At 65.3% G+C, this 20,957-nt stretch carries 22 protein-coding genes; 12 read left to right on the forward strand and 10 right to left on the reverse strand.

Annotation, left to right across the window (positions count from 1 at the left end):
• Positions 1 to 32 precede the first annotated feature (32 nt).
• The 8 genes from hisA (at position 33) to tatC (ending at position 4,597) form a co-directional block, all read left to right on the forward strand.
• Entirely contained in the window at positions 33 to 809 is a 777-nt protein-coding gene (gene hisA, locus ACFPAH_RS08465) for a 1-(5-phosphoribosyl)-5-[(5-phosphoribosylamino)methylideneamino]imidazole-4-carboxamide isomerase (RefSeq protein WP_379743583.1), read from the forward strand.
• 16 nt (positions 810 to 825) lie between these two features.
• Positions 826 to 1,587 (forward strand): imidazole glycerol phosphate synthase subunit HisF, encoded by a 762-nt coding sequence (hisF, locus tag ACFPAH_RS08470; protein ID WP_379743586.1) that lies wholly within the window; start codon positions 826 to 828, stop codon positions 1,585 to 1,587.
• 1 nt (position 1,588) lies between these two features.
• A complete protein-coding gene (hisI, locus tag ACFPAH_RS08475; protein WP_379743589.1) occupies positions 1,589 to 2,035 on the forward strand; it encodes a phosphoribosyl-AMP cyclohydrolase in 447 nt (148 codons plus the stop codon).
• Positions 2,032 to 2,373, forward strand: a complete 342-nt coding sequence (locus ACFPAH_RS08480) for a phosphoribosyl-ATP diphosphatase (RefSeq protein WP_379743592.1) — start codon at positions 2,032 to 2,034, stop codon at positions 2,371 to 2,373. Before hisI ends, ACFPAH_RS08480 begins: the two co-directional genes overlap by 4 nt.
• An 86-nt stretch (positions 2,374 to 2,459) precedes the next feature.
• Entirely contained in the window at positions 2,460 to 2,834 is a 375-nt protein-coding gene (locus tag ACFPAH_RS08485; protein WP_379743595.1) for a histidine triad nucleotide-binding protein, read from the forward strand.
• A gap of 242 nt (positions 2,835 to 3,076) precedes the next feature.
• On the forward strand, positions 3,077 to 3,319 hold the full coding sequence (tatA, locus tag ACFPAH_RS08490) for a Sec-independent protein translocase subunit TatA (protein ID WP_379743598.1): 243 nt from the start codon (positions 3,077 to 3,079) through the stop codon (positions 3,317 to 3,319).
• A gap of 24 nt (positions 3,320 to 3,343) precedes the next feature.
• Complete coding sequence (gene tatB, locus ACFPAH_RS08495) at positions 3,344 to 3,835, forward strand: Sec-independent protein translocase protein TatB (protein ID WP_379743601.1); 492 nt, start codon at positions 3,344 to 3,346, stop codon at positions 3,833 to 3,835.
• Between the two features lie 6 nt (positions 3,836 to 3,841).
• On the forward strand, positions 3,842 to 4,597 hold the full coding sequence (tatC, locus tag ACFPAH_RS08500; protein WP_379743604.1) for a twin-arginine translocase subunit TatC: 756 nt from the start codon (positions 3,842 to 3,844) through the stop codon (positions 4,595 to 4,597).
• Between the two features lie 2 nt (positions 4,598 to 4,599).
• Here tatC and ACFPAH_RS08505 read toward each other — a convergent pair whose 3' ends face one another.
• Positions 4,600 to 5,718, reverse strand: a complete 1,119-nt coding sequence (locus ACFPAH_RS08505) for an AI-2E family transporter (protein ID WP_379743607.1) — start codon at positions 5,716 to 5,718, stop codon at positions 4,600 to 4,602.
• Between the two features lie 81 nt (positions 5,719 to 5,799).
• Positions 5,800 to 7,155 (reverse strand): M20 family metallopeptidase, encoded by a 1,356-nt coding sequence (locus ACFPAH_RS08510; protein ID WP_379743610.1) that lies wholly within the window; start codon positions 7,153 to 7,155, stop codon positions 5,800 to 5,802.
• A gap of 505 nt (positions 7,156 to 7,660) precedes the next feature.
• Here ACFPAH_RS08510 and ACFPAH_RS08515 point away from each other — a divergent pair.
• Positions 7,661 to 7,963 (forward strand): hypothetical protein, encoded by a 303-nt coding sequence (locus tag ACFPAH_RS08515; protein WP_379743613.1) that lies wholly within the window; start codon positions 7,661 to 7,663, stop codon positions 7,961 to 7,963.
• 36 nt (positions 7,964 to 7,999) lie between these two features.
• Here ACFPAH_RS08515 and ACFPAH_RS08520 read toward each other — a convergent pair whose 3' ends face one another.
• Positions 8,000 to 8,263 (reverse strand): MbcA/ParS/Xre antitoxin family protein, encoded by a 264-nt coding sequence (locus tag ACFPAH_RS08520; protein WP_379743616.1) that lies wholly within the window; start codon positions 8,261 to 8,263, stop codon positions 8,000 to 8,002.
• A gap of 224 nt (positions 8,264 to 8,487) precedes the next feature.
• On the opposite strand from ACFPAH_RS08520, the gene ACFPAH_RS08525 reads away from it, so the two are divergent.
• The 3 genes from ACFPAH_RS08525 to ACFPAH_RS08535 are packed head-to-tail and all read left to right on the forward strand — an operon-like array spanning position 8,488 to position 11,179.
• Positions 8,488 to 9,654, forward strand: a complete 1,167-nt coding sequence (locus tag ACFPAH_RS08525) for a sialidase family protein (protein WP_379743619.1) — start codon at positions 8,488 to 8,490, stop codon at positions 9,652 to 9,654.
• On the forward strand, positions 9,654 to 10,370 hold the full coding sequence (locus tag ACFPAH_RS08530; RefSeq protein ID WP_379743622.1) for a hypothetical protein: 717 nt from the start codon (positions 9,654 to 9,656) through the stop codon (positions 10,368 to 10,370). Before ACFPAH_RS08525 ends, ACFPAH_RS08530 begins: the two co-directional genes overlap by 1 nt.
• 44 nt (positions 10,371 to 10,414) lie before the next feature.
• The gene (locus ACFPAH_RS08535; RefSeq protein ID WP_379743625.1) at positions 10,415 to 11,179 is read left to right on the forward strand and encodes a hypothetical protein; all 765 of its coding nucleotides are present in this window, start codon (positions 10,415 to 10,417) and stop codon (positions 11,177 to 11,179) included.
• A 101-nt stretch (positions 11,180 to 11,280) separates the two neighbouring features.
• On the opposite strand, the gene ACFPAH_RS08540 is transcribed toward ACFPAH_RS08535, so the two are convergent.
• From ACFPAH_RS08540 to ACFPAH_RS08570, 7 genes are all read right to left on the reverse strand, one after another.
• On the reverse strand, positions 11,281 to 12,510 hold the full coding sequence (locus tag ACFPAH_RS08540; RefSeq protein ID WP_379743628.1) for an ABC transporter permease: 1,230 nt from the start codon (positions 12,508 to 12,510) through the stop codon (positions 11,281 to 11,283).
• Positions 12,503 to 13,237, reverse strand: a complete 735-nt coding sequence (locus tag ACFPAH_RS08545; protein ID WP_379743631.1) for an ABC transporter ATP-binding protein — start codon at positions 13,235 to 13,237, stop codon at positions 12,503 to 12,505. The genes ACFPAH_RS08540 and ACFPAH_RS08545 overlap by 8 nt, the downstream gene beginning before the upstream one ends.
• Positions 13,234 to 14,463: an efflux RND transporter periplasmic adaptor subunit gene (locus ACFPAH_RS08550; protein WP_379743634.1), complete on the reverse strand. Its 1,230-nt coding sequence runs from the start codon at positions 14,461 to 14,463 to the stop codon at positions 13,234 to 13,236. Before ACFPAH_RS08550 ends, ACFPAH_RS08545 begins: the two co-directional genes overlap by 4 nt.
• Complete coding sequence (locus tag ACFPAH_RS08555; RefSeq protein ID WP_379743637.1) at positions 14,460 to 15,182, reverse strand: YIP1 family protein; 723 nt, start codon at positions 15,180 to 15,182, stop codon at positions 14,460 to 14,462. The genes ACFPAH_RS08550 and ACFPAH_RS08555 overlap by 4 nt, the downstream gene beginning before the upstream one ends.
• 173 nt (positions 15,183 to 15,355) lie before the next feature.
• A complete protein-coding gene (locus ACFPAH_RS08560) occupies positions 15,356 to 17,089 on the reverse strand; it encodes a PHB depolymerase family esterase (RefSeq protein WP_379743640.1) in 1,734 nt (577 codons plus the stop codon).
• A gap of 364 nt (positions 17,090 to 17,453) precedes the next feature.
• Entirely contained in the window at positions 17,454 to 18,473 is a 1,020-nt protein-coding gene (locus tag ACFPAH_RS08565) for a porin (RefSeq protein ID WP_379743643.1), read from the reverse strand.
• Positions 18,474 to 18,832: 359 nt separating this feature from the next.
• Complete coding sequence (locus ACFPAH_RS08570; RefSeq protein ID WP_379743646.1) at positions 18,833 to 20,788, reverse strand: DUF885 domain-containing protein; 1,956 nt, start codon at positions 20,786 to 20,788, stop codon at positions 18,833 to 18,835.
• Positions 20,789 to 20,957: the final 169 nt, after the last annotated feature.

The raw sequence follows: 20,957 nt of genomic DNA on the forward strand, positions 1-20,957 counted from the left end.
TTCACCCCACCGTCACCTAACCGACTACGACCATGCTGCTGATCCCCGCCATCGACCTCAAAGACGGTCACTGCGTTCGCCTGAAACAAGGCGATATGGACCTCGCCACCGTCTTCTCCGAAGACCCCGCCGAAATGGCACTGCATTGGCTGAAAAAGGGCGCGCGCCGCCTGCACCTGGTCGACCTGAACGGCGCGTTCGCGGGTAAGCCGAAGAACGAGCCGGCAATCAAGTCGATCATCCAGGTCGTCCAGGAATTTGCCGAAGAAAACGGCATCGACGAGATTCCGGTCCAGCTGGGCGGCGGCATCCGCGACCTCGACACCATCGAGCGCTACCTGGACGACGGCATCAGCTACATCATCGTCGGCACCGCCGCCGTGAAGAACCCGGGCTTCCTGCACGACGCCTGCGGCGCCTTCCCGGGTTCCATCATCGTCGGCCTCGATGCCAAGGACGGTAAAGTGGCCACCGACGGCTGGAGCAAGATGAGCGGCCACGAAGTGATCGACCTGGCCCAGAAATTCGAGGGCTACGGCGTCGAATCGATCATCTACACCGACATCGGCCGCGACGGCATGATGGGCGGCGTCAACATCGAAGCGACGGTGCGCCTGGCGCAAGCGGTGCGCATCCCGATCATCGCTTCCGGCGGCCTGCACAACCTGGCCGACGTCGAGGCGCTGTGCGCGGTGCAGGACGAAGGCATCGAAGGGGTCATCTGCGGCCGCTCGATCTACGAGGGCACGCTCGACCTGACCTCGGCCCAGCTGCGCGCCGACGAACTGACCGAGGGCGAAGAAGCCTGAGGGCGGACGACAATTTATGCTGGCAAAACGCATCATCCCCTGCCTCGACGTCACCGGCGGCCGGGTCGTCAAGGGCGTCAACTTCACCGAACTGCGCGACGCCGGCGACCCGGTCGAGATCGCGCGCCGTTATGACGGGCAAGGCGCCGACGAGATCACCTTCCTCGACATCACGGCATCGAGCGACGGCCGCGACCTGATCCTGCCGATCATCGAGGCGGTGGCGTCGACCGTGTTCATCCCCTTGACCGTCGGCGGCGGCGTGCGCCGCGTCGAGGACGTGCGGCGCCTGCTCAACGCGGGCGCCGACAAGGTCAGCATGAACACCTCGGCCGTCCAGAACCCGCAGCTCGTCTTCGAGGCCTCGCAAAAGCACGGCGCCCAGTGCATCGTGGTCGCGATCGACGCCAAGCAGACGGCGCCCGGCAAATGGGAAGTGTTTACCCATGGCGGGCGCAACGCCACCGGGCTCGACGCGGTGGCGTGGGCCAAACAACTCGAACAGCTGGGCGCCGGCGAACTGCTGCTGACCAGCATGGACCGCGACGGCACCAAATCCGGTTTCGACCTCGGCCTGACGCGCGCCGTGTCGGATGCGGTCGGGATCTCGGTGATCGCCTCGGGCGGCGTCGGCGGCCTGCAAGACCTGGCCGACGGCGTACTCGAGGGGCATGCCGACGCGGTGCTGGCGGCCTCCATCTTCCACTACGGGCAGCACACGGTCGGCGAGGCAAAACGCTTCATGGCCGAGCGTGGCATCCCGATGCGACTGGACTGACATGCCAAACACCATCACCACGCAGGCGGCGGCCAACGCCAAATGGCTGAAAAAGGTACGCTGGGACGAGCACGGCCTGGTGCCGGTCATCGCCCAGGAAGCGGCCACGGGCGAAATTTTGATGTTCGCCTGGATGAACCGCGACGCCCTGGCGCGCACCGTCGAGACGGGCGAGGCCGTGTACTGGAGCCGTTCCCGTAAAAAACTCTGGCACAAGGGCGAGGAATCGGGGCACACCCAGAAGGTGCTGGAACTGCGCCTCGACTGCGACGAGGACGTGGTGCTGCTGAAAATCGAGCAGGCGGGCGGCATCGCCTGCCATACCGGGCGCCATTCCTGCTTCTTCCAGAAGTTCGACGGCGAGGACTGGCAGGCGGTCGAGCCGGTGCTGCAGGACCCCGACACGATCTATACGAATCCCAAGACAAGCGCAAAGAAGACCCCATGAGCACGACCCTGGCCCGCCTGGCCGACATCATCGAATCGCGTAAGCTCGAAAACGGCGGCGACCCGGCCACCTCGTATGTCGCAAAACTGTTCGCCAAGGGCGACGACGCGATCCTGAAAAAAATCGGGGAAGAAGCCACCGAGACCGTGCTGGCCGCCAAGGATGCGCGCATCTCCGGCGATAGCGCGAAGGTGCTGTACGAATGCGCCGACCTGTGGTTCCATTCGCTCGTCATGCTGGCCAGCTTCGGCCTGAGCCCGCAGCAGGTGCTGGACGAACTGGCGCGGCGCGAAGGCATGTCGGGGCTGGAAGAAAAAGCGGCGCGCAAGGAAGCGTAGCGTCATGCTGGCGTCATCGTACGCCGCTAAGATGAACAGATCGCATGGCGGGACTCGGTGCCACGGCAACCCATTCTGGAGACAACATGGATAACTGTATTTTCTGCAAGATCGTCGCCAAACAGATCCCGGCCGCGGTCGTCTTCGAAGACGAGGACCTGCTCGCCTTCAAGGACATCAACCCGGCCGCGCCGGTGCACTTGCTGGTGATTCCGAAGCAACACGTGAGCACGCTGTCGGACGTGAGCGAGGAGCATACCGCGGTGCTGGGCAAGATGCTGGCGCTGGCGCCGAAGCTGGCGGCCGAGCACGGTGTCGGCATGACGACCGATGCCGAAGGCAAGCGCAGCGGCGGTTTCAAAACCCTGATCAATACCGGGCCGAACGGCGGGCAGGAGGTGTATCACCTGCACCTGCACATGTATGGCGGCCCCCGCCCCTGGCGCGGCCTGGGCACCTGACACGCGCCCATGGCTGCGTTGCAGCGTCTTGCCGTACAAGGCGTACTGTCTTCGACGCTGCGCCTTGCTCCGAGTGCCCCGCACTCAGAGCCCCCGGACGCGTGTCAGGCGCCCTTTGAGGGTAACGAGCGCCTGATACCATTTGACAACATCTTGAACCGGCCACGGATGCGCTGCATCGCTTATACTGGTACGGTAAGCTTCACTGATTTCGGGCGCCTGCGCCCACCGAGGAGATAATCATGGGTTCGATGAGCATTTGGCACTGGGTAATCGTGCTGGTCGTGGTGGTGTTGCTGTTTGGCACCAAGAAGCTGGGCAATGTCGGTTCGGACATCGGCAAGGCCGTCAAAGGTTTCAAGGATGGGGTCAAGGGCGAGGAAGAAAAGAGCGCCGCCAATCCGGCTTCGCCGTCCCAGCCGACCCAGCAGGTAGCGGATAAATCGACCATCGACGTCGAAACCCGCGAAAAGCACCGTTCGTAATCCCGATAAGTTGACAATCGCGCCATGATCGACCTGGGACTGTCGAAGATCGCCATCATCGGTGTGGTGGCCTTGATCGTGATCGGCCCTGAAAAGCTGCCGAAGGTGGCGCGCATGGCCGGCACCCTGTACGGCCGCGCCCAGCGCTACCTGCACGAGGTCAAGTCCGAGGTCAGCCGCGAAATCGAGCTCGACGAATTGCGCAACCTGTCCAAGGAAGTGCACGACACCGCGACCGAGTTCCAGTCCGACGTCGAGCACCACCTCTCGAGCAGCCTCAAGGAAGTCGAATCGGCCTGGCACGGCGACATCCAGCCGGGCATCCCGAGCCCCGCCGCCAGCACCGGCGACCTCGAACGCAAGGCGCGCGACTTCCGCCGCAAGAAGCTGGTGCGTTCGTCGGCCATTCCTGCGTGGTACAAGCACCGCCACGGCGGCAAGACCCGGGTGCTCTCGGGTGCCGCCCGCGTGCGCAAATTCCGCCCCGGCGTGAAATCCAACTCTTCCTTTTTCTAGATCTAGATGACCGACGAAGCGCCAGTCGAAGAAACCTTCATCTCCCACCTCGTCGAACTGCGCGACCGCCTGGTCAAAGCGATCATCGGGGTGGCCGTCGTCTGCATCGCGCTGATGATCTGGCCGGGACCGAAGGAAGTGTACGACTACCTTGCCGACCCGATGCTGCGGTCCTTGCCGGTGGGCGCGAAGATGATCGCGACCGGCGTCGTCTCGCCTTTCCTGGTGCCGATGAAGGTCACGCTGATGCTGGCGCTCATTGTCGCGCTGCCCTGGGTGTTCTACCAGTTGTGGGCCTTCGTTGCGCCCGGCCTGTACGCCCACGAAAAGCGCCTGGTGCTGCCGCTCGTGATCTCGTCCTCGCTGCTGTTCATCGGCGGCGTCGCCTTCTGCTACTTCCTCGTGTTCGGGCGCGTGTTCCACTTCATCGCGGCATTTGCGCCCTCGTCCATCGCGGTGATGCCCGACATCGAAAACTACCTCGATTTCGTCATGTCGATGTGCCTGGCCTTCGGCGCCACCTTCGAGGTGCCGGTGGTGGTGGTGATCCTGGTGCGCATGGGGATCGTCAGCATCGACAAGCTCAAGGAAGTGCGCCCGTATGTCATCGTCGGCGCCTTCGTGATCGCGGCCATCGTCACGCCGCCGGACGTGGTCAGCCAGCTGGCGCTGGCCATCCCGATGTGCCTGCTGTTCGAGCTGGGCCTGCTGGTGGCGCCGATGTTCGTGCGCATGACCCAGGCGCCGGAAGAGCCGGCCTGACTTCACTCGCCGGCGGGCGCCGCCACCTGGATGCGCGCCCGGAAGAACTGGAACAGGACGTGCACCACCGCCAGCACCGGCACCGCAAACACGATGCCGGCCAGCCCCGCCAGTTCTCCCCCCAGCACCACCGCCAGAAACACGATCACCGGATGCACGTGCAGGGCCCTGCCTTGCAGGCGCGGCGTCAGGATATTGCTTTCCAATAGCTGGATGAACAGGAACAGCACGGCGGTAAGCAGCGCCGTCTGCAGCGAGATCGAGAGTGCCAGCAGCACCGCCGGAATCGCCCCGACCCAGGCCCCGAGGTAGGGGATCAGCGCCGTCAGCGCCACCCATGCGCCCAGCAGCAGGGCATACGGCACGCCCAGCGCCGACAGGACCGCCGCCGACAGCGCGCCCTGCACGCCCAGCGACACGGCCAGCCCGCCGAGATAGCGCGACAGCGTAAAGCTGAAGCCATTCCACAGGTCGCGTACGTCATGCCGGTAGCGGTGGGGAGCGACCCGCAATACCCAGTGCTCGAGTTTGCGGGCGTCGGCCAGCAGGTAGACGGCGATGAAGATGAACCCGAACAAGGACATCGCGCCACCGACCGCACCGGCGACGAAGGGCAGGATGGCACCGAGCAGGCGGCGCGCCAGGTCCTGTATCGCGGCCAGCAGGTCGCGCCTGGCATTGTCGAGATACTCGTTGACGGGGAGCGGCAGCAAGTCTTGCGCACCGGAGCGCTCGATCAGTCTCGGCAGTTGTTTGCCGATACGTTCGGCAATCCCGGGAATCGCATTGACCAGGGCCCCCAGCTGATCGAGCAGGATCGGTACCACGCCGATGAAGGCCGTGACGGCCAGCGCGGCCAGCAAGACAAATGACAAACCGATGGCCAGCCCGCGCGGCATGACCCGCGACAGCAGCCTGGTCGGAAACGACAGCACGATCGCCAGCGCGGAGCCGCCCAGCAGGAATTTGAGCAGGCTCGGCACTTGCCAGACCAGCACCAGCAGCGCAGCCAGGGCCAGTGCGGCGAGCCTGTTGCGCGTGCGCCGCGAAACAGGGATGGGCGTGGGCGCGCGGCTCGCCGGCCGGCCCCTGGAGCGCACGGCCGGCTTGCGCGTCGACATGATGGCGCTGTGCTCAACAAGGGCCTGGCCGGGACCCGCGCAAGGTGTTCCTTGCTTCGTCGGCCTGCCGCCCGATCCGGCTCATGGCGCCAGCCAGGGGCTGGCGGCCGCCAGCATCGCCTCCACGCCCATGCGCAGGGTCGGCGAGATAACGGGCGCAAATTGCGGAGAGTGATTCGAGGGAATCTCGTTGGTCTTGCCCTCCTTCTGGAGGCGGTCATACAGCTTGGGGTCGGTGCCGCCGACTGCCCAATACACGGACGGCACGTTCCAGGCCTGCGCGAACCAGGTGAAATCCTCGCTGGCCGAGGCCGGCACGATCTCGGTGACCTTGTCGCTGCCGAACTGGCCCTTGAGCGCCGCCACCACCTTGGGCGTCGCGACCTTGTCGTTGTAGGTCGGCGGGAAACGGCCCAGCTCGGTGAATTGCGGCGGCTTCGGTGCATTCGAGGCGTTCGCTTCCGCGGTGATGATGCGCCTGATCGAATCGAGCACGGTCTTGCGCACCGCGTCGTCGTAGGTGCGGATGTTCAGGTGCAGCGAGGCGTCGTCCGGGATGATGTTGGCGCTGCTGCCCGCCTGCATCGCACCGACGGTGACGACCGCCCCCTCGTTGATGCCGACCTCGCGCGACACGATGGTTTGCAGGCGCATCACGGAGGCGGCGGCCATCACGACCGGGTCGATCGTTTTTTCCGGGGAGGAACCGTGCCCGCCGCGGCCGAAGAGCTTGACCTGCAGGCTGTCGGACTGCGACAGCATCAATCCGACCCGGGTGCCGATGGTGCCGGCGCGCAGGGGCAACACATGCTGTCCCATCACCACGGCCGGCTTCGGGAAGCGCTTGACCATGCCGTCCTCGACCATGGCGCGCGCGCCGGCGCCCGTTTCCTCGGCCGGCTGGAACACGGCCATGACGGTGCCGCGCCAGTTCTTGCGGTTCTCGGCCAGCATCCGCGCCACCCCCATCAGCCAGGTGACGTGCATGTCGTGCCCGCAGGAATGCGCGACCGCGGTCTCGGAGCCGGCATCGTCCTGCGTCATCTTCTTGCTGGCATATGGCAGGCCGGTGTCTTCCTTCATCGGCAGCGCGTCCATGTCGGCGCGCAGCAGCACGGTCTGGCCTTCGCCGTTGCGCAGGATGCCGACGACTCCCGTTTTGCCGACCTGCTCCGTCACCTCGAAGCCCTGCTTGCGCAGCCAGTCGGCCGCGATTTTCGCGGTCCGGGTTTCGTGCATCGCCAGTTCCGGGTTGGCGTGGATGTCCTTGTAGACGGCTTCCAGGTCGCGCAGCAGGGCGGCCGAGGGGGCGGGGAACGCGGACCGGGCCGTTTGCCCGGTCTGTTGCTGCGCCGGCTGCTGTTGCGCATGGACTGCGGGCGCCAGCGCCAGTGCGGCGGCGGCGAGCGCCGCCCCCATCAGCAAACGCGACAGCAAGACAGGGAATCCTGGGGCTGGCTGATGGAGCAGAAGCGAAGGGGGCGGGAAGTGCATGATGTTCTCTCCGTGTAGGTAATCCGGACCATCGCCGGACCATCGCCGGACCATCGCCGGACCAGCGCCGGACCAGTGACGCGCGCAAAGTGGAAACCCTGTCAGAAGACGCCGTACGACAGTCCGATGCCGCCGATCATGGCGCCGGCTGGCTGGCCGGTCTTCATCTTATGCCCGTCGCATGGGCGCGGCGAGCGCCACACACCAAATCGGAGTTGCCAGGGAAACGACGTGCCAAATTCCAGACACTATTTTCCTGTCGGCATGGTTGCCCTGGGCAGGACCGGAAATTGGACTGACCGTAAAACCGTTTGTTCCTGCTCGACATGCAATTTCCGCTCGAAGCGGACCGCATTGTCCGGATAGCGTGCGTCGCCGCTGAGGCGCTTGGTTTAAGGTAGGGACTGGCGTATTGCCGCATGCAAAATTCAACCCCGGAGGAGCCGGCATGGACAGATTTCTGATCGTTTTTCGAGGCGCAACCGTCGGGGAAGAGGAGGGACCGCGCCACCATCCCGAACACTGGAATGCCTGGTTCGACAGCCTCGGCCCGGCGCTGCTCGACCGCGGCGCCTTGAGCCACGGCAGCGTCGAGGTGCCGAGCCGCCTGATCGGCCCCAAGCTGAGCAGCAGCGCCTTGTCCGGCTATGCGATCATCGCCGCCGCCGATTTCAACGACGCCGTGCGCCTGGCCGAAGCCTGCCCGGTCTTCGACGAACAGGGTTCGGTCGAGATCGCCCACCTGCGCTAGGAACCCGGCGGGACAGGTTCTCAGTAAAGCTTCCTGTCAGGTCGGCATTCCGGGCTGCGCGTTCCGGATGCTGTCCAGCACCTCTTGCGCGCGGCCGGCGCCCACCAGCTCGGCCGGCGTCTTGCCGCCGAGCGCGGCCAGCGGCTCGCCCATCCAGGCGCTGGCCGCGTCGTCATTTCCCAGGCTGGCGCGCGCCGCGTGCATGACCGTGTAGTAGGCCTGCGCCTTGCGCGACTGTTCCTCGAAACGATTGCGCAGCGCCGCCAGGGACGCTGGCGTGAGTGATCCTTGTTGAGTCATGTGTCTCCCATGGCGTGAATGATCAGGATGGCCGGATGTGGCTTGGCATCCCGTCATCATACTCCCGATAAATGCGCCGATTGGCGCCGAAAACGCCTGTATTTACGCGCACTTGCCCAGCAGTTCGGGATAGAATCGATGTTTCGTCTGGTAAAAATTGGCATTGCGGAAGTTTCCCGCAGGGTGAAATCAACGGCTCGCCCCTTGCCGCTATTCAGGAATTCATGCAGCGTTCCCCAGCCTCGCCCCCCTCCCAGCATAACAAGCACAAGTACACCGCAGCCGCCTGCGCCCTGGTCGTGCTCGCCGCGTTCGGCGCCGAGACGCTGCGCTGGACGCGCGCCGCCCCGGCGCCCTCGGCACTGAGCATGGCGGCGGCCGCGGGCGGCCAGGCCCGCCTGACCGACATGACGCAATCGCTCATTCCGATGCCGCCGGATACGCCCTCGGCCCATGCGAGCACCCTGGCGACGGTGCCGGGCGGGATGCTGGCGTTCTGGTGGGCCGGCAGCCGCGAGAGCGGGCCCGACGTCAAGGTCTATGCATCCCGTTCGACCAACGGCAAATGGAGCGCGCCCTGGGAAGTGGCGAGCCGCGAATCGCTCGGCAAGATGCTGGGCTTTGGCGTGCGCCGGATCGGCAACCCGGTGACCTGGACTGCGCTCGACGGCAAGGTGCACCTGTATGTCGTCGCCACCGGCCTCGGCGGCTGGGCAGCCTCGCGCGTGGTGCACATGGTGTCGCAGGACGCCGGCGTCCATTTCGAGGTGCGCCGGGTGCTGCCGCTCTCGCCGCTGTTCAATACCAGCGTGCTGGTGCGCTCTTCTCCGGTCGGCCTCGCCGATGGCGGCTGGTGGCTGCCCGTGTATTTCGAGCTGGGCATCAAGTATCCGATGCTGATGGCCTTCGACGGCGACGGCGAACCGGCGCGCCTGGGCCGCATCGGCGAGCGCATGTCGACGCTGCAGCCGGCCATCGTGCCGATGTCGGGCACCGAAGTGCGGGCCTGGATGCGCGACGCCAGCGACGAGCAGCGGGTGCAGCATGCCTTGAGCCGCGATGGCGGCGCCAGCTGGGAAGACCTGCCGGCGCTCGACCTGCCGAACCACAGCACCTCGCTGGCCGCGATCCGCCTCGCCAGCGGCGAACTCCTGATGCTGCACAACCACGTGGTCCCGGGCGGCTCTTCGCGCAGTATCCTGCGCCTGTCGATCTCGAAGGACGGCCACGCCTGGCGCACCGTCGACGACATTGCCAGCGGCAAGGCCGGCGACGAATTCTCTTACCCGACCATGCACCAGGTCGGCGACCAGCTGCACATCACCTACACCCACCAGCGCCAGGCCATCGCCTACCGCGCCTACCGTATCCAGACAGGAGAAAGCATCTGATGAGCTTGCCGGATCTCGCGTGGCAAATTGCCTATGGCCGGCTGGCCTGGGGTGTCGTCATCGCAGCCATGCTGGTCGCGCTGTGGCCGGCGGCAAGGCGCCTGCCGCGTCCAGCCTTCGGCGCCGTGCTGGCCGTGCTTGCGCTGCTGATGGCCTTGCCCGGCGAGGCCTCGCCCGCTTACTGGCTGGGGTTGGCGTTCCAGTACCCGAGCGGCATGCTGCTGGGCTTGTGTCTGCTCGGCCTGCATGCGCGCTGGCAGGGCAGGGCGGCGGGCGACTTCATGCCGCTGTCGGCGGCGGCGGCGATTGCGATCGCCGGTGCCGCGCTCTATCTCGACGCCATCGGCTGGCTGTCGCAGGGTTATTACTACGCCGGTTTCGGCCCGTTCGGGGCGCCGGCCGTGGCGCTGGCCGCGATCGCCGGGTGCGCGCTGGCGCTGCTGCGCGGGCGCGGCGGACGCCAGAACCTGGCCCTGCTGGGCGCGCTGCTGCTGTTCACGCTGCTGCGCCTGCCCACCGGCAACCTGTGGGATGCCGTGCTCGATCCGCTGCTGTGGGCCTGGGCACTGGCGACGCTGGCCAGGCGCGCCGGGCGCCGGATCGCCGGTTTTCCGGCGCGCCGCAAGCTGGCCGAAGCGGACCCCGGCCTGGAACCGGAGCTGCCGGCCTTGCGCACGGCAGCCCCAATCGAACAATTTTCAATCAGTAAGGAGTAGTTTTGGTGGTCAATAGGAAATGGCATACGCATCCGGTAATCCTCATGGCGATTGCCATCAATGTTTTTGTTCTTGGCCTGGCGCTGGCCTGGGCCGGTAATGACTGGGCCTTGGGACGCCTGCTGGTCGAAGATGGTATCGTCGAATGGATGCAGTTCCTCTGCTTTACGGCGACCGCGGCCATGCTTGGCTTCGTCTTCGTCGAACGCCGCGGGCAGCCGGGCACCTCGGCCTTCGAGCTGCTGGTGCTGGCAGGCCTGACCGGACTGGTGGCGCTGGCCGCCCTCGAGGAAATCAGCTGGTTCCAGCGCGTGCTGAACATCACGTCGCCCGAGTTCTTCGTCCAGAATAACCGCCAGGCCGAAACCAACCTGCACAACATGGCAATGGGCAACGGCAGCCTGCACAAGAACGTGCTGCTCAAGCTGATCGTGATCGCCGGCCTGACGCACAACCTGATCTTGCCTTTCCTGGCGCGCAAGCGTCCCGGCCTGCAGCGCTGGGTCGAGCAGATGGGCCTGTACCTGCCGCCGCTGGGCGCCTCGGTGGTCTACGTGACGCTGGTCGCCCTGTCGCACCTGCTGGTCGACCACCCGCGCAAGGGCGAACTCGGTGAGCTCTTCGGCGCCATGCACTACATGGCCACCGTGTTCTACGCCTATTTCGTCGGCGGCAACTACGGCAAGCCGGCCATGTTCGAGGACGCCGTCGCCAACCGCCGCATCTCGGTGCTGTTTGCGATGGCGATGCTGTTCCTGCTGTTGTGCGGCTGGATGCTGAGCGCCGGCGTGGGCGCGGTCGGTTACTGATCGCAGGCCGGGAGGCGGGCAGCGCCGCCAATCAAAAAAAAGCGGCGCCGGGATCTGTTCCCGGCGCCGTTTTTGATTGCGCTGGCGCTGCCTTCAGCGCATCACTCGTAACGCAAGGCATCGATCGGATGCAGGTTGGCGGCCTTGGCGGCCGGCATGATGCCGAATACGATGCCGACCGCGCTGGAAAAGCCGATCGCCATCGCGATCGCCCACCAGGGCACGAAGGCGTCGGGGAAGTTCGGGATCATCTTGGCCGCGCCGAAGCCCAGCAGGTAACCCAGTCCGAGTCCGACCAGGCCGCCGAGCAGCGACAGGGTGGTCGCTTCGATCAGGAACTGCAGCAGGATGTGGTGGCGCTGGGCGCCGAGGGCCTTGCAGATGCCGATTTCGCGGGTGCGCTCGGTGACCGACACCAGCATGATGTTCATGATGCCGATGCCGCCCACCAGCAGCGAGACGCTGACGATGCCGCCCAGGACCATCGTCATCATGCCGATGATCTTCTCGAAGGTTTCTCCCAGCTCGGCCGCGGATTGCACCTTGAACCCGTTGCGCTGCCCGGGTTTCAGTTGATGGGCCGTGCGCAGCAGGCTGGTCAGGCGGCCCTGCACGGCTTCCAGCTGCTCGATGTCGTCGACGGTGAACGTGATACCGATGTCGAGCTTGGCGCCGTTGCCGGCGATCGCCACGCCCACGGCGAACGGGATCAGGACGTAATCGTCCTTGGAAAAGCCGAAGCTTTCGCCTTTCTCTTCGTTCATGCCGATGATCTTGAACCAGTCGCCGCCGATCTCGATGAATTTGCCGACCGGGTTTTCCGGCAACTGCAGCTTGTCGCGCAGCTTGGAACCGATCACGCAGACCTTGCGCCGCGAGCGGTCGTCGTCACCCCGGATGAAGCGCCCATACTGGGGAAACGACTGGCTCGCTTCCTGGTAGGCGGCGGTGACGGCCGTCACCCGCGTAAAAGTCGACTGGCCGGCGTGGCGCACGGTGGTACCGAAGTCGCCGAAGGGGCCAAAGGCCGGCGACACGTTGCTGATGTCGTCGATGTGGGACACGATCTTGTCGAAGTCGTTCATGGTCAGCACGTTGCGCTTGCCCTGCATCGCCTCTTCGAACGGTGTGTCCGAGCGCACGGTCAGGCTGTTCGCGCCGAGCCCCTTGAATTCGCTGCTGATCGAGGCCGACAGGCCCTGGATGATCGACACCACGGCAATGACCGAGGCCACGCCGATGATGATGCCGAGAGACGTGAGAAAACTGCGCAGGCTGTGCGCGCGGATGCTCTGCAGCGCCGAGCGAAAACTCTCGAAGAGGCTAAACATGCGCTGCCTCGCGTGCCCGGAAGGCCTGGCGCTCGCTGTTGACGACGTCGCTCAAGACCTTGCCGTCGGCCAGGCGCACCGCGCGCCGGCAGTGGGCCGCGATGTCCGGCTCGTGGGTCACGATGATGACGGTCTGGCCCTCGGCGTGCAAGGTGTCGAACAGGTGCATGATGTCGGCCGCGGTCGAGGAGTCGAGGTTGCCGGTCGGTTCGTCCGCCAGCAGGATCGAGGGTTCACTGCACAGGGCGCGGGCAATCGCCACCCGCTGCCTCTGGCCGCCCGACAACTGGTTCGGCAGGTGGTCCATGCGTTTTTCCAGGCCGACGCGGGCCATCGCCTCTTTCGCCCGCCGCGCCCGCTCGGCGGGGCGGATGCCGCGGTAGATCAGCGGCTGCATCACGTTCTGCAGCGCGGTGGCCCGGGTCAGCAAATTGAAACTCTGGAAGATAAAGCCGATCTCGACGTTGCGGGTGATGGCGAGATCGGTTTCGCTCATCCCGGCGACATCGCGGCCGTTGAGGAAATACCTGCCGCTGGTCGGACTGTCGAGGCAGCCGAGGATATTCATCATGGTCGACTTGCCGGAGCCGGAAGAGCCGATGAAGGCGACGTAGTCGTTGCGCGCGATCTCGAGGTCGATCCCGTTCAGGGCAGCGATCGTCTCGCCGCCCATCTGGTAATGCTTGGCAATGCCTTCCAGGCGGATCAGGGCTGCGCTGCCGCTCATGTCGCGCTGCTGCCGGCGCTGACGGCGTCCCCCGGTTTCAGGTGGCGCAGGATTTTATAGGGGCCGGTGATGACGCCTTCTCCCGCCTTCACGCCACTCAGGATCTGCTGCTGGCTGTCGTCGGAGACGCCGACGGTGACGACGCGCTTTTCCGCCTTGCCGGCGTTGTTCACGAAGACCCAGTGCTCGGTTTTCACTTGCAGCTTGTCGCGCGATCCCTGTTTCTTGGCGACGTTCGTGTTCTCGTCGTTGTTCGACAGCACGGCCTGCAGCGGCAGCGACAGCGACTTGCCGGAGCTGGCCGTGAAGATCTCGGCACGGCAGGTCATGCCGGGGCGCAGCATCAAGCCCTTCGCGTCGGACAGCTTGACCTTGACGTTGTAGCTGCGCGCCAGCGATGCGCCGGCCTGGGGCGCGCCCGGCGTTTGCTTGGGCGAGAGCGGAATGACCGCCACTTCTCCCTTGAGCGGGGTGTCGGGATAGGCTGCCGTGTGGATCGCCACTTCCTGGCCGATGACGATCCTGGCGATGTCGGCCTCGTCGACATTCACTTCGGTCATCATGGTCGAGGTGTTGGCAATCGTCATCAGGCTCGAGCCCGCGATCGCCACCTGGCTGGCAACAGCCGTTTCGCCGACCTTGATGTCGAGTGCCGTGATGGTGCCGCCGATCGGCGCGCGGATCGTGGTCTTGGCCAGCCTTTCCTTCGACTGCCGCAAGATCGCTTCCACCTGTTCCAGGCGCGTGCGGCTGTTGCGCAATTCGATGCGGGCGCCGTCGACGGCAAAGCGGGCATCGTCGATGACGGCGTCGGAGATCATTTTGACGCGGTGCAGCTCGGCCTTGCGTTTGAGCTGGTTTTCCTGGTTCGCCAGGTTCAGCTGTTGCTGCTCGATATTGATGCGCTGCTGCTTGACGGCCGCCTCCTGCTGCGCCACTTCGGCCCGGTAGCTCTGGTCGTCCAGGTGCAGCAGCAGGTCTCCCTTGGCCACTTGCTGGCCTTCCTTGACGAAGATCGTGCTGACCTTGCCGATGACTTCCGGCGACAGCAGCACCTGCTCCTCATAGAGCAGGTGGCCGGAGGCCAGCACCGACGACTTGATGTCGCGGTAACCGATTTTTTCCACCTCCACCGCCCGCGCCGGCTCGGCGCGGGTGAATTTCATGACGACCGGGACGCAGAAGATCGCGGCCAGCGCGATCCCGAGAATATGCTGCTTTTTCATGCAAGTTGGCTCATGCCATAGGCGAACCACAGGCCGTACACGAGGAGGTAGGGAACCAGGACGACCAGGATCGCGGTCGAGCGCTTGACCTTGGCCCAGGTTTCGAAGCCGATCACCAGCAGGAACATGTTCCAGAAGGTCATCAGGCTGACGGTATCCATCAGGCTGGCGAGCGGGTGCGCAATGTCGTAGTGGAACAGCAACTGGTTCAGCGACACGGGATTCAGCGCGGAATAGCTCAGTTGGCCGCTTGATGCCATCAGGATCTGCATCGCGCCCAGGGGCAGCAGCAGGATGGCGGGCACGCTGGACCACGCCGCCAGGGCAAAACCTTTGCCGAACGAAATGCCGCGCGACAGGGCTTTCGAGACGAGCATCAGGTAGACGCCGGTAATGGCGAACACCAGCGGGTAGCCCACCACCGTGCTGCCGAGGGTGGACACTTGCATCATGGTCTTGCTCATGACTTTGGCCGCCGCCTCGCGTTCCTCGGCCGACTTCATCGTGGTCAGCATCTGGTCGAGCAACCAGGCGAAATCGACCATCGAGTAATACCAGAACATGACCGCGCAGGTCGACGCAATCAGCACCAGCATCGGGAACCAGCCCTTCGGCTTGTCCTCGAGCTGCTGGAAGGTCCTGGTCGGCTCGTAAAACATCGTGGTGAAGGCGCCCACCGGAGAGGTGCCGGCGATCGCTGCGTGATTGGTCAGTTCCATTCATATTCTCCTGGTTACCGCGTCTCACGCGCGGCGCGGCCAGAATAGCAGGGAATATTTGCCCAAAAACTCACCAATTGTTTCTAAGTAGCAAATACTTATGGAGGACGGTCCTGCGCACAAGGCAAAAAAACCGGGGCCGCGACCCCGGCAAAAGCACACGCCTGACAGCGTTACGGACAGTTGCCGATGACGTAATAGCCGGGAGCGGTCTGGGCCAGCGTGGACGTGTAGAAGGTATTGTTCAGTCCCATGTTCTGGTTCGAGCCGTTGGCCAGCGCATAGCCGCCGCTGTCGTGGGCGCGTCCGGCCGTCACGTGGGCGTAATTGCTTGAGGTGGTCGCGGTGCAGACGGAATCCGTGGTGCTGGCCGTGACGCTTGCCGAGCGCGCACTTTCGACCCCGCCGTTGCCGACTGCCGACACCTGGTAGCTGTAGCTGGTCGCCGCCGCCAGGCCGGTATCGGTATACCCGGTCGTCGTCAGCGCCGCGGCGTTCACCCTGCTGCCGTTGCGGTAGACGTGATAGCCGATGGCGCCGTTCGAGGCGTTCCAGCTCAGCGCGATGCTGCTGGTGCTGCGCGCACCGATCGTCAGGTTGGCCGGAGCCTGCAGCGCCGGCGCCGTGCCGACCAAAAATTGCGCGATGGCGCAGGCGGTTGAGCTCAGGCCGGTGCTGCTGTCGGTGGCCGTGACGCTGCCGCTGTAGTAGCCGTCGGCGCGGCTGGCGTAGGCCTTGCTGAAGCCGGCGCCGCTGCCGGCCGCGGCGTCGTCCACCGGCGTCGGCCCGTTCAGCACCACCCGGTAGCTGCCGATGGTGCCGCTGGCCGCGCCGCTGACGGTCACGGTGGAACCGGCGACGCTGGCGCTGCACGAATTCACCGTTGGCGGCGCCGCGCGCGCCACGCGCAGGTTGTTCTTGAACCAGAAGTCCATGGCGAAGGCCGGGTAGTTCACCTTGCTGGCGTCGACGTAATTGCCGCTTTGCCCGCCGGGGCCGGCCGGCCAGGCGTGGCCCATGCCGGTCACCACGATTTCCGAGGTGCGCTGCTTGCCGTTCGCATCGGTATAGGGCGTGTTGCTGCCGCCGGTGGGCACGCTCACGGCGGCGCCCTTCGTATAGCTGCCGCCGTAGGCGAGGCGCATGGCCTGGGCGTCGAGCGGGCCGTAGCCCTGCGCCACCGTATAGTCGTTCGTGCCCCAGATCACGCTGGCGACCTGGGTGGCAAACTCGGGCGCATTGGCGCCGGCCAGGGTCTTGCAGTTGTTGGCGGCGGTGGTGGCCGTGTATCCGGACGGGACCGCGCCGATCTGCGAGGTCGACACGCCCGGCGGCGGGCCGGCGTTGATGCCGATGCCGGCGAAGATGTCCGGCGCCAGGCAGCCGAGCACCATCGTTTCGGCGCCGCCCCCGGACAGGCCGGCGACATACACCTGCTTCGGATCGATCGCATACTGCGGGTTGTTGACGAAACGGTTGATCAGGTCGAGCAGCACGCCGGAATGTCCGGTGCTGCGGCTGTGCGTGCTTTTCGCCCAGTCCCAGCAGTGCGCGCCGTACAGGTTGCCGGTGGCGTTCGGCGCCAGGATCACCGCGCCGTACTGGTCGGCGGCGCCTTTCCAGTTATAGCCCTTGTCGCTGGCGCCGTCGATGATGTCGCCGGCCGCGGTCTGGGCGCAGCCGTGCAGCACCAGCACCAGGGCGCGCTTGGCGGCCAGCGCAGGCGCGGTGGCGGGCCAGTAGTAATAGCCGGTCAGCGCGCCGCCGTTGACGGTGTCGGTGGCCCAGGTCTGGTTGCCGCTCCAGGTGCCCGGGCCGGCCTGCACCTGGGCCTGGGCGCCGGCCCAGGGTGCGAGCGCGGCGAGAAAAAGGGCGCGGCGGGCCGCCCGTGAAAACGAAAATGCCATGAAGCCTCCGTTGCGTAGGAATGACTGCGAGACTGCGAAAAAGCCGGACGTGAGGACGCGGCGGTGCAGCAAGGCGCACCACGGGGCCGGCGGGATCGGTAACAGGCGGGAAGACAGCTGCTGCTAGGAGGCGGGCGCAGGAAGGCTGGTGGTCATGGCTGGTCTCCGGCTGTCGTTATGGTTGTTGCGACGGGAAATCGCCAATTGATTGTAGACCGCGAGCAATTGCACACAAGCGGAGCGCAGGCACGCCATTTGTGCGGTTTTGCACAGGATGGGAAGATGGAAGCGGAAAGGGAAGGGGAAAGCGGCAGCGGCCGGCCAGTCTGACTGGCCGGCCGCTGCCGTGTCGTCGCGGACGTGCTTAGAACGAGTGGCGCACGCCGACGTTGAACACCGATGGATCGGCGCCGAAGGCGGTGGCCGGCGGGTTGAAGCTGCCGCCCGCCGAAGTCAGGCCGAACGCGCCGAGGCCGTTGTTGTTCACGCGCGCATAGCTGGTGTACAGGTTGGTGCGCTTGGACAGGGTGTAGGTATAGGCCAGCGAGAAGCCGTTGCCGCGGGCGCCGGTCTGCAGGCGCTGCTGGTGCCCCGCCAGGAAGAACTTGTTGACGCCGGCAGTGTAGGTACCGCCCAGGATGTAGTGCTTGAACTCGTTGTTCGCGCCTTCAGGATCGGCTTCCATATAGCTGCCGCGCACTTCGAACGCGCCCATGGTGATGCCTGCGGCGAACGCCAGTTCCTTGTCGTCGCCGGTCGCCAGGCGCTCGACACGGTGGTAGCCGCCGCCAACGTACACCGGGCCGTTGCGGTATTCGAGCGCGACGCCAGCCAGGTCACCGGATGGATCGCTTGGGGTGCGCTCGCCCGCGCTGTATGCGGCCAGGGCCGTGAAGCCGGCCATGGAGTTGCTCTTGTAGTTGACCGAGTTCGACAGGCGGCGGGTCGCGCGCAGGTTACCGAAGCCAGCCAGGCTGGAACCGTAGAAACCGTGGCCGAGCGGGTCGCCGGACTGGACGACGGTGGCGATCGGGCTGTATTCGCGGCCCACGGTGACGGTGCCGAATCCGCCTTGCAGGCCGACCACGGCGCGGCGCTGGAACAGCCCTGCCGTATCGCCGGCGCCATTGTCGAGGGCGACGCCGGCTTCGAAGTTGAAGAGCGCCTTCAGGCCATTGCCCAGGTCTTCGGTGCCGCGGAAGCCGATGCGGCTGGTCGACTGGGTGCCCGAGCTGATCACGGTGCGGCTGCCGACGCCCGGCGCGTCGCTGTCTTCACGGCCGACCGAGGCGTCGGCAATGCCGTAGATCGTCACGCTGGACTGCGCATAGGCTGCCAGCGGCAGCAGGGATAACAGGGCGATGGCAAGGCTCTTTTTCTTCATTGAAGCTCTCCGGTTGTGGATGATATGGGGTTTCGAAACGCCGTTCTGGCTGTCTCTCAGGACAAAAACGCACTGTTGCAAAACGCTAACGCTATCAGGACAGTAATGATAATGCCACGAATCATTAGCTCCTTCCTCATTTGGTTTCCGAGAAGCATGTACGGTGTGGCCAAAATGTCGCATGATTTATGGCAACACCGTGGTCAAAGCGGGGCGTGTCCGTTGTATGTAGCTGACGGAATAGGCGAATCCCTGTCGTTTTGAACTCAACAAGAACGCTGGGACAGGCAGGCCCATAAAAAAACCGGGGCACGTGGCCCCGGTTCGCTGCTGCGGCAAGCTTGCCGCCCAGTTCCGTCTCAGTCGCGCATCAGTTCCGCGATCATTTTCACCGGCGCGTTGCCGTAGCTGAGGAACTGGTCGTGGAACTGCTTCTGGTTGAAGCGCTCGCCGAGCGCCTGGCGGCGCTGTTCGCGCAGTTCCATGATCTGCTCGTAGCCGCTGAAGTAGCTGGTCAGCTGCACCGACGACAGCTGCACGCGGCGCCATTTTTCGACCGCTTCCTGGCGCGTCTGGAAGGCCTGGCGCGTCAACAGGTCGAGCGCCTCTTCGCGGCCCATGCCGAGCACGTGCACCGAGTAGTCGAGGATGGTGTTGGTGACGCTTCTCAGGTTCCACTTCGAGTACATCAGCCACATCTCGGGCGCATTCCCGCCGTAGCCCGACTCGAGCATCATGCGCTCGCCGTACACGGCCCAGCCCTCGACCATCGCGCCGTTCCCGAACAGCGATTTCACCAGCGAAGGCGAACGGTTCGCGTGCACCAGCTGGGCGTAGTGGCCGGGGATGGCCTCGTGGATGTTCAGGATCTGCAGGATCCACTCGTTGTACTCGCGCAGGCTGCTCTCGGCCTGTTCCGCCGACAGTCCGTCGAGCGGCGTCACGTTGTAATAGGTCTTGTCCTTGGGGCGGTACGGACCCGGCGCGTCGATGCTGGCGCCGGCCACGCCGCGCTGGTACATCGGCGTCTCGCGCACTTCGAGCGGCTTGTCCGGGTCGAGCGTGAGCAGGTCGTTCTTGATCACCCAGTCCTGCAGCAGCGGGATCTGGCGCCGGATCTCGGGGAAGAAGTTTTCGCGCGCGACGTGGCGCGCCGACAGCTTATCGATCAGCATGCCGATTTTCTGGAAGCGGTCCTGCGGCTTGGCTGTCCCGGCCATGTAGCGCGGCCAGAGTTCGTCCGAGATCGCGTTCATGCGCGTGAGCAGTTCCTCGCGCGCGGCCAGGGCCTTGCGGAAGGTCTGCTCGGCAGTGCTGGACGACTGGATCTCGAGCGCGAATTTTTGTTCATACAAGGCCTTGCCGATCCTGAACGGGCGCGCCTTGCCGTTTTGCGACTGCGTCGCTTCCAGCTTCGTCAGGAAGTCGACATAGCCGATGACGGCCGATCCGGCGTTCGCGATGCGCTGGGCGAAGATCGCCTTTTCCTGCGCAGTCAGGATCGAGTTCTGCGCTGCCTGGCCAAGGTCGGCCAGCACCACCAGCGTGCCCGGCGCCTGCGCGATCGCCAGCTGGGTGTGCTCGCGGGTCGGGTTGACGATGCTGGCCTGGGCCGCCTGGTAATAGGCCGGCACGTTCGTCAGGCGCTTGAGGATGGTGCGCAGGCGCTGCGGTTTTGCTGCGTATTCGGTGTTGAGGATCAGGTCGAGCGGCTGGGCGATGTTGTACAGCGCCGGGTTCCATTCGAACTCGCGGAAGGTCGTCAAACGCCAGCGGTCGGTCTCGAGCTTGTTGATCAGGAGCGCGAGGTCGGTGCGCTGGCGCGGCGACAGCTGGCGCGTGTCGAGCTTGCCGAATTTTTCCAGCCACTCGTTGGCAAAGGCGAGCTTTTTCGCACGCGTGGCATCGTCGGGAATGGTCAGGTTGGCGGCGACGTCGAACTTGCCGACCGCGATGCCGCCTTCCGGATCGACGCGCCACAGCGCCGTCAGGTACTGCATCGACAGCGAATCGGCGCGGCGGTCGAGGCGCTTCTCGCTCGCGACCGGCGTTGGCGCCCGGTCGCTGGCGGCCGCGGCACCGGCGGCCAGGCCGGCCGCGGCGGCGACGGCCTTGCCCTTGTTCTTGCCCGTGGATTTGGCGGCGGCCTTGGCCTTGGGAGCGGCCACGCGCTTGGCGGAGCCTTTCGATTTCCCCGCCTTGGCGACGACCTTGGCCGCTTTCGGCTTCGAGGATTTTTTGGTTTCCTTGGCGGCCACTGGCGCCAGGGCGAGGCTGGCGATGATGGCTGCCAGCGCGAGTTTGGTTTTGATCATGTATTCGGCCCGTAAAAATAAAAAGTCGGGTGGGCGGCGCGTCGAGCGTATGGCAACAACCCCATGGCTGCGGCTAGCCCTGGAGGTGCTGTCAGGCGCTGTCGTGGAACGCGGCAGCGCGCCAGATTAGCATTTTTCGCGCCCGCTGCGCGCCTTTGGTGTTGTAACA

The organism is Massilia sp. GCM10023247, assembly GCF_042653325.1.
In the GTDB taxonomy this organism is placed as follows: Bacteria; Pseudomonadota; Gammaproteobacteria; order Burkholderiales; family Burkholderiaceae_D; genus Telluria.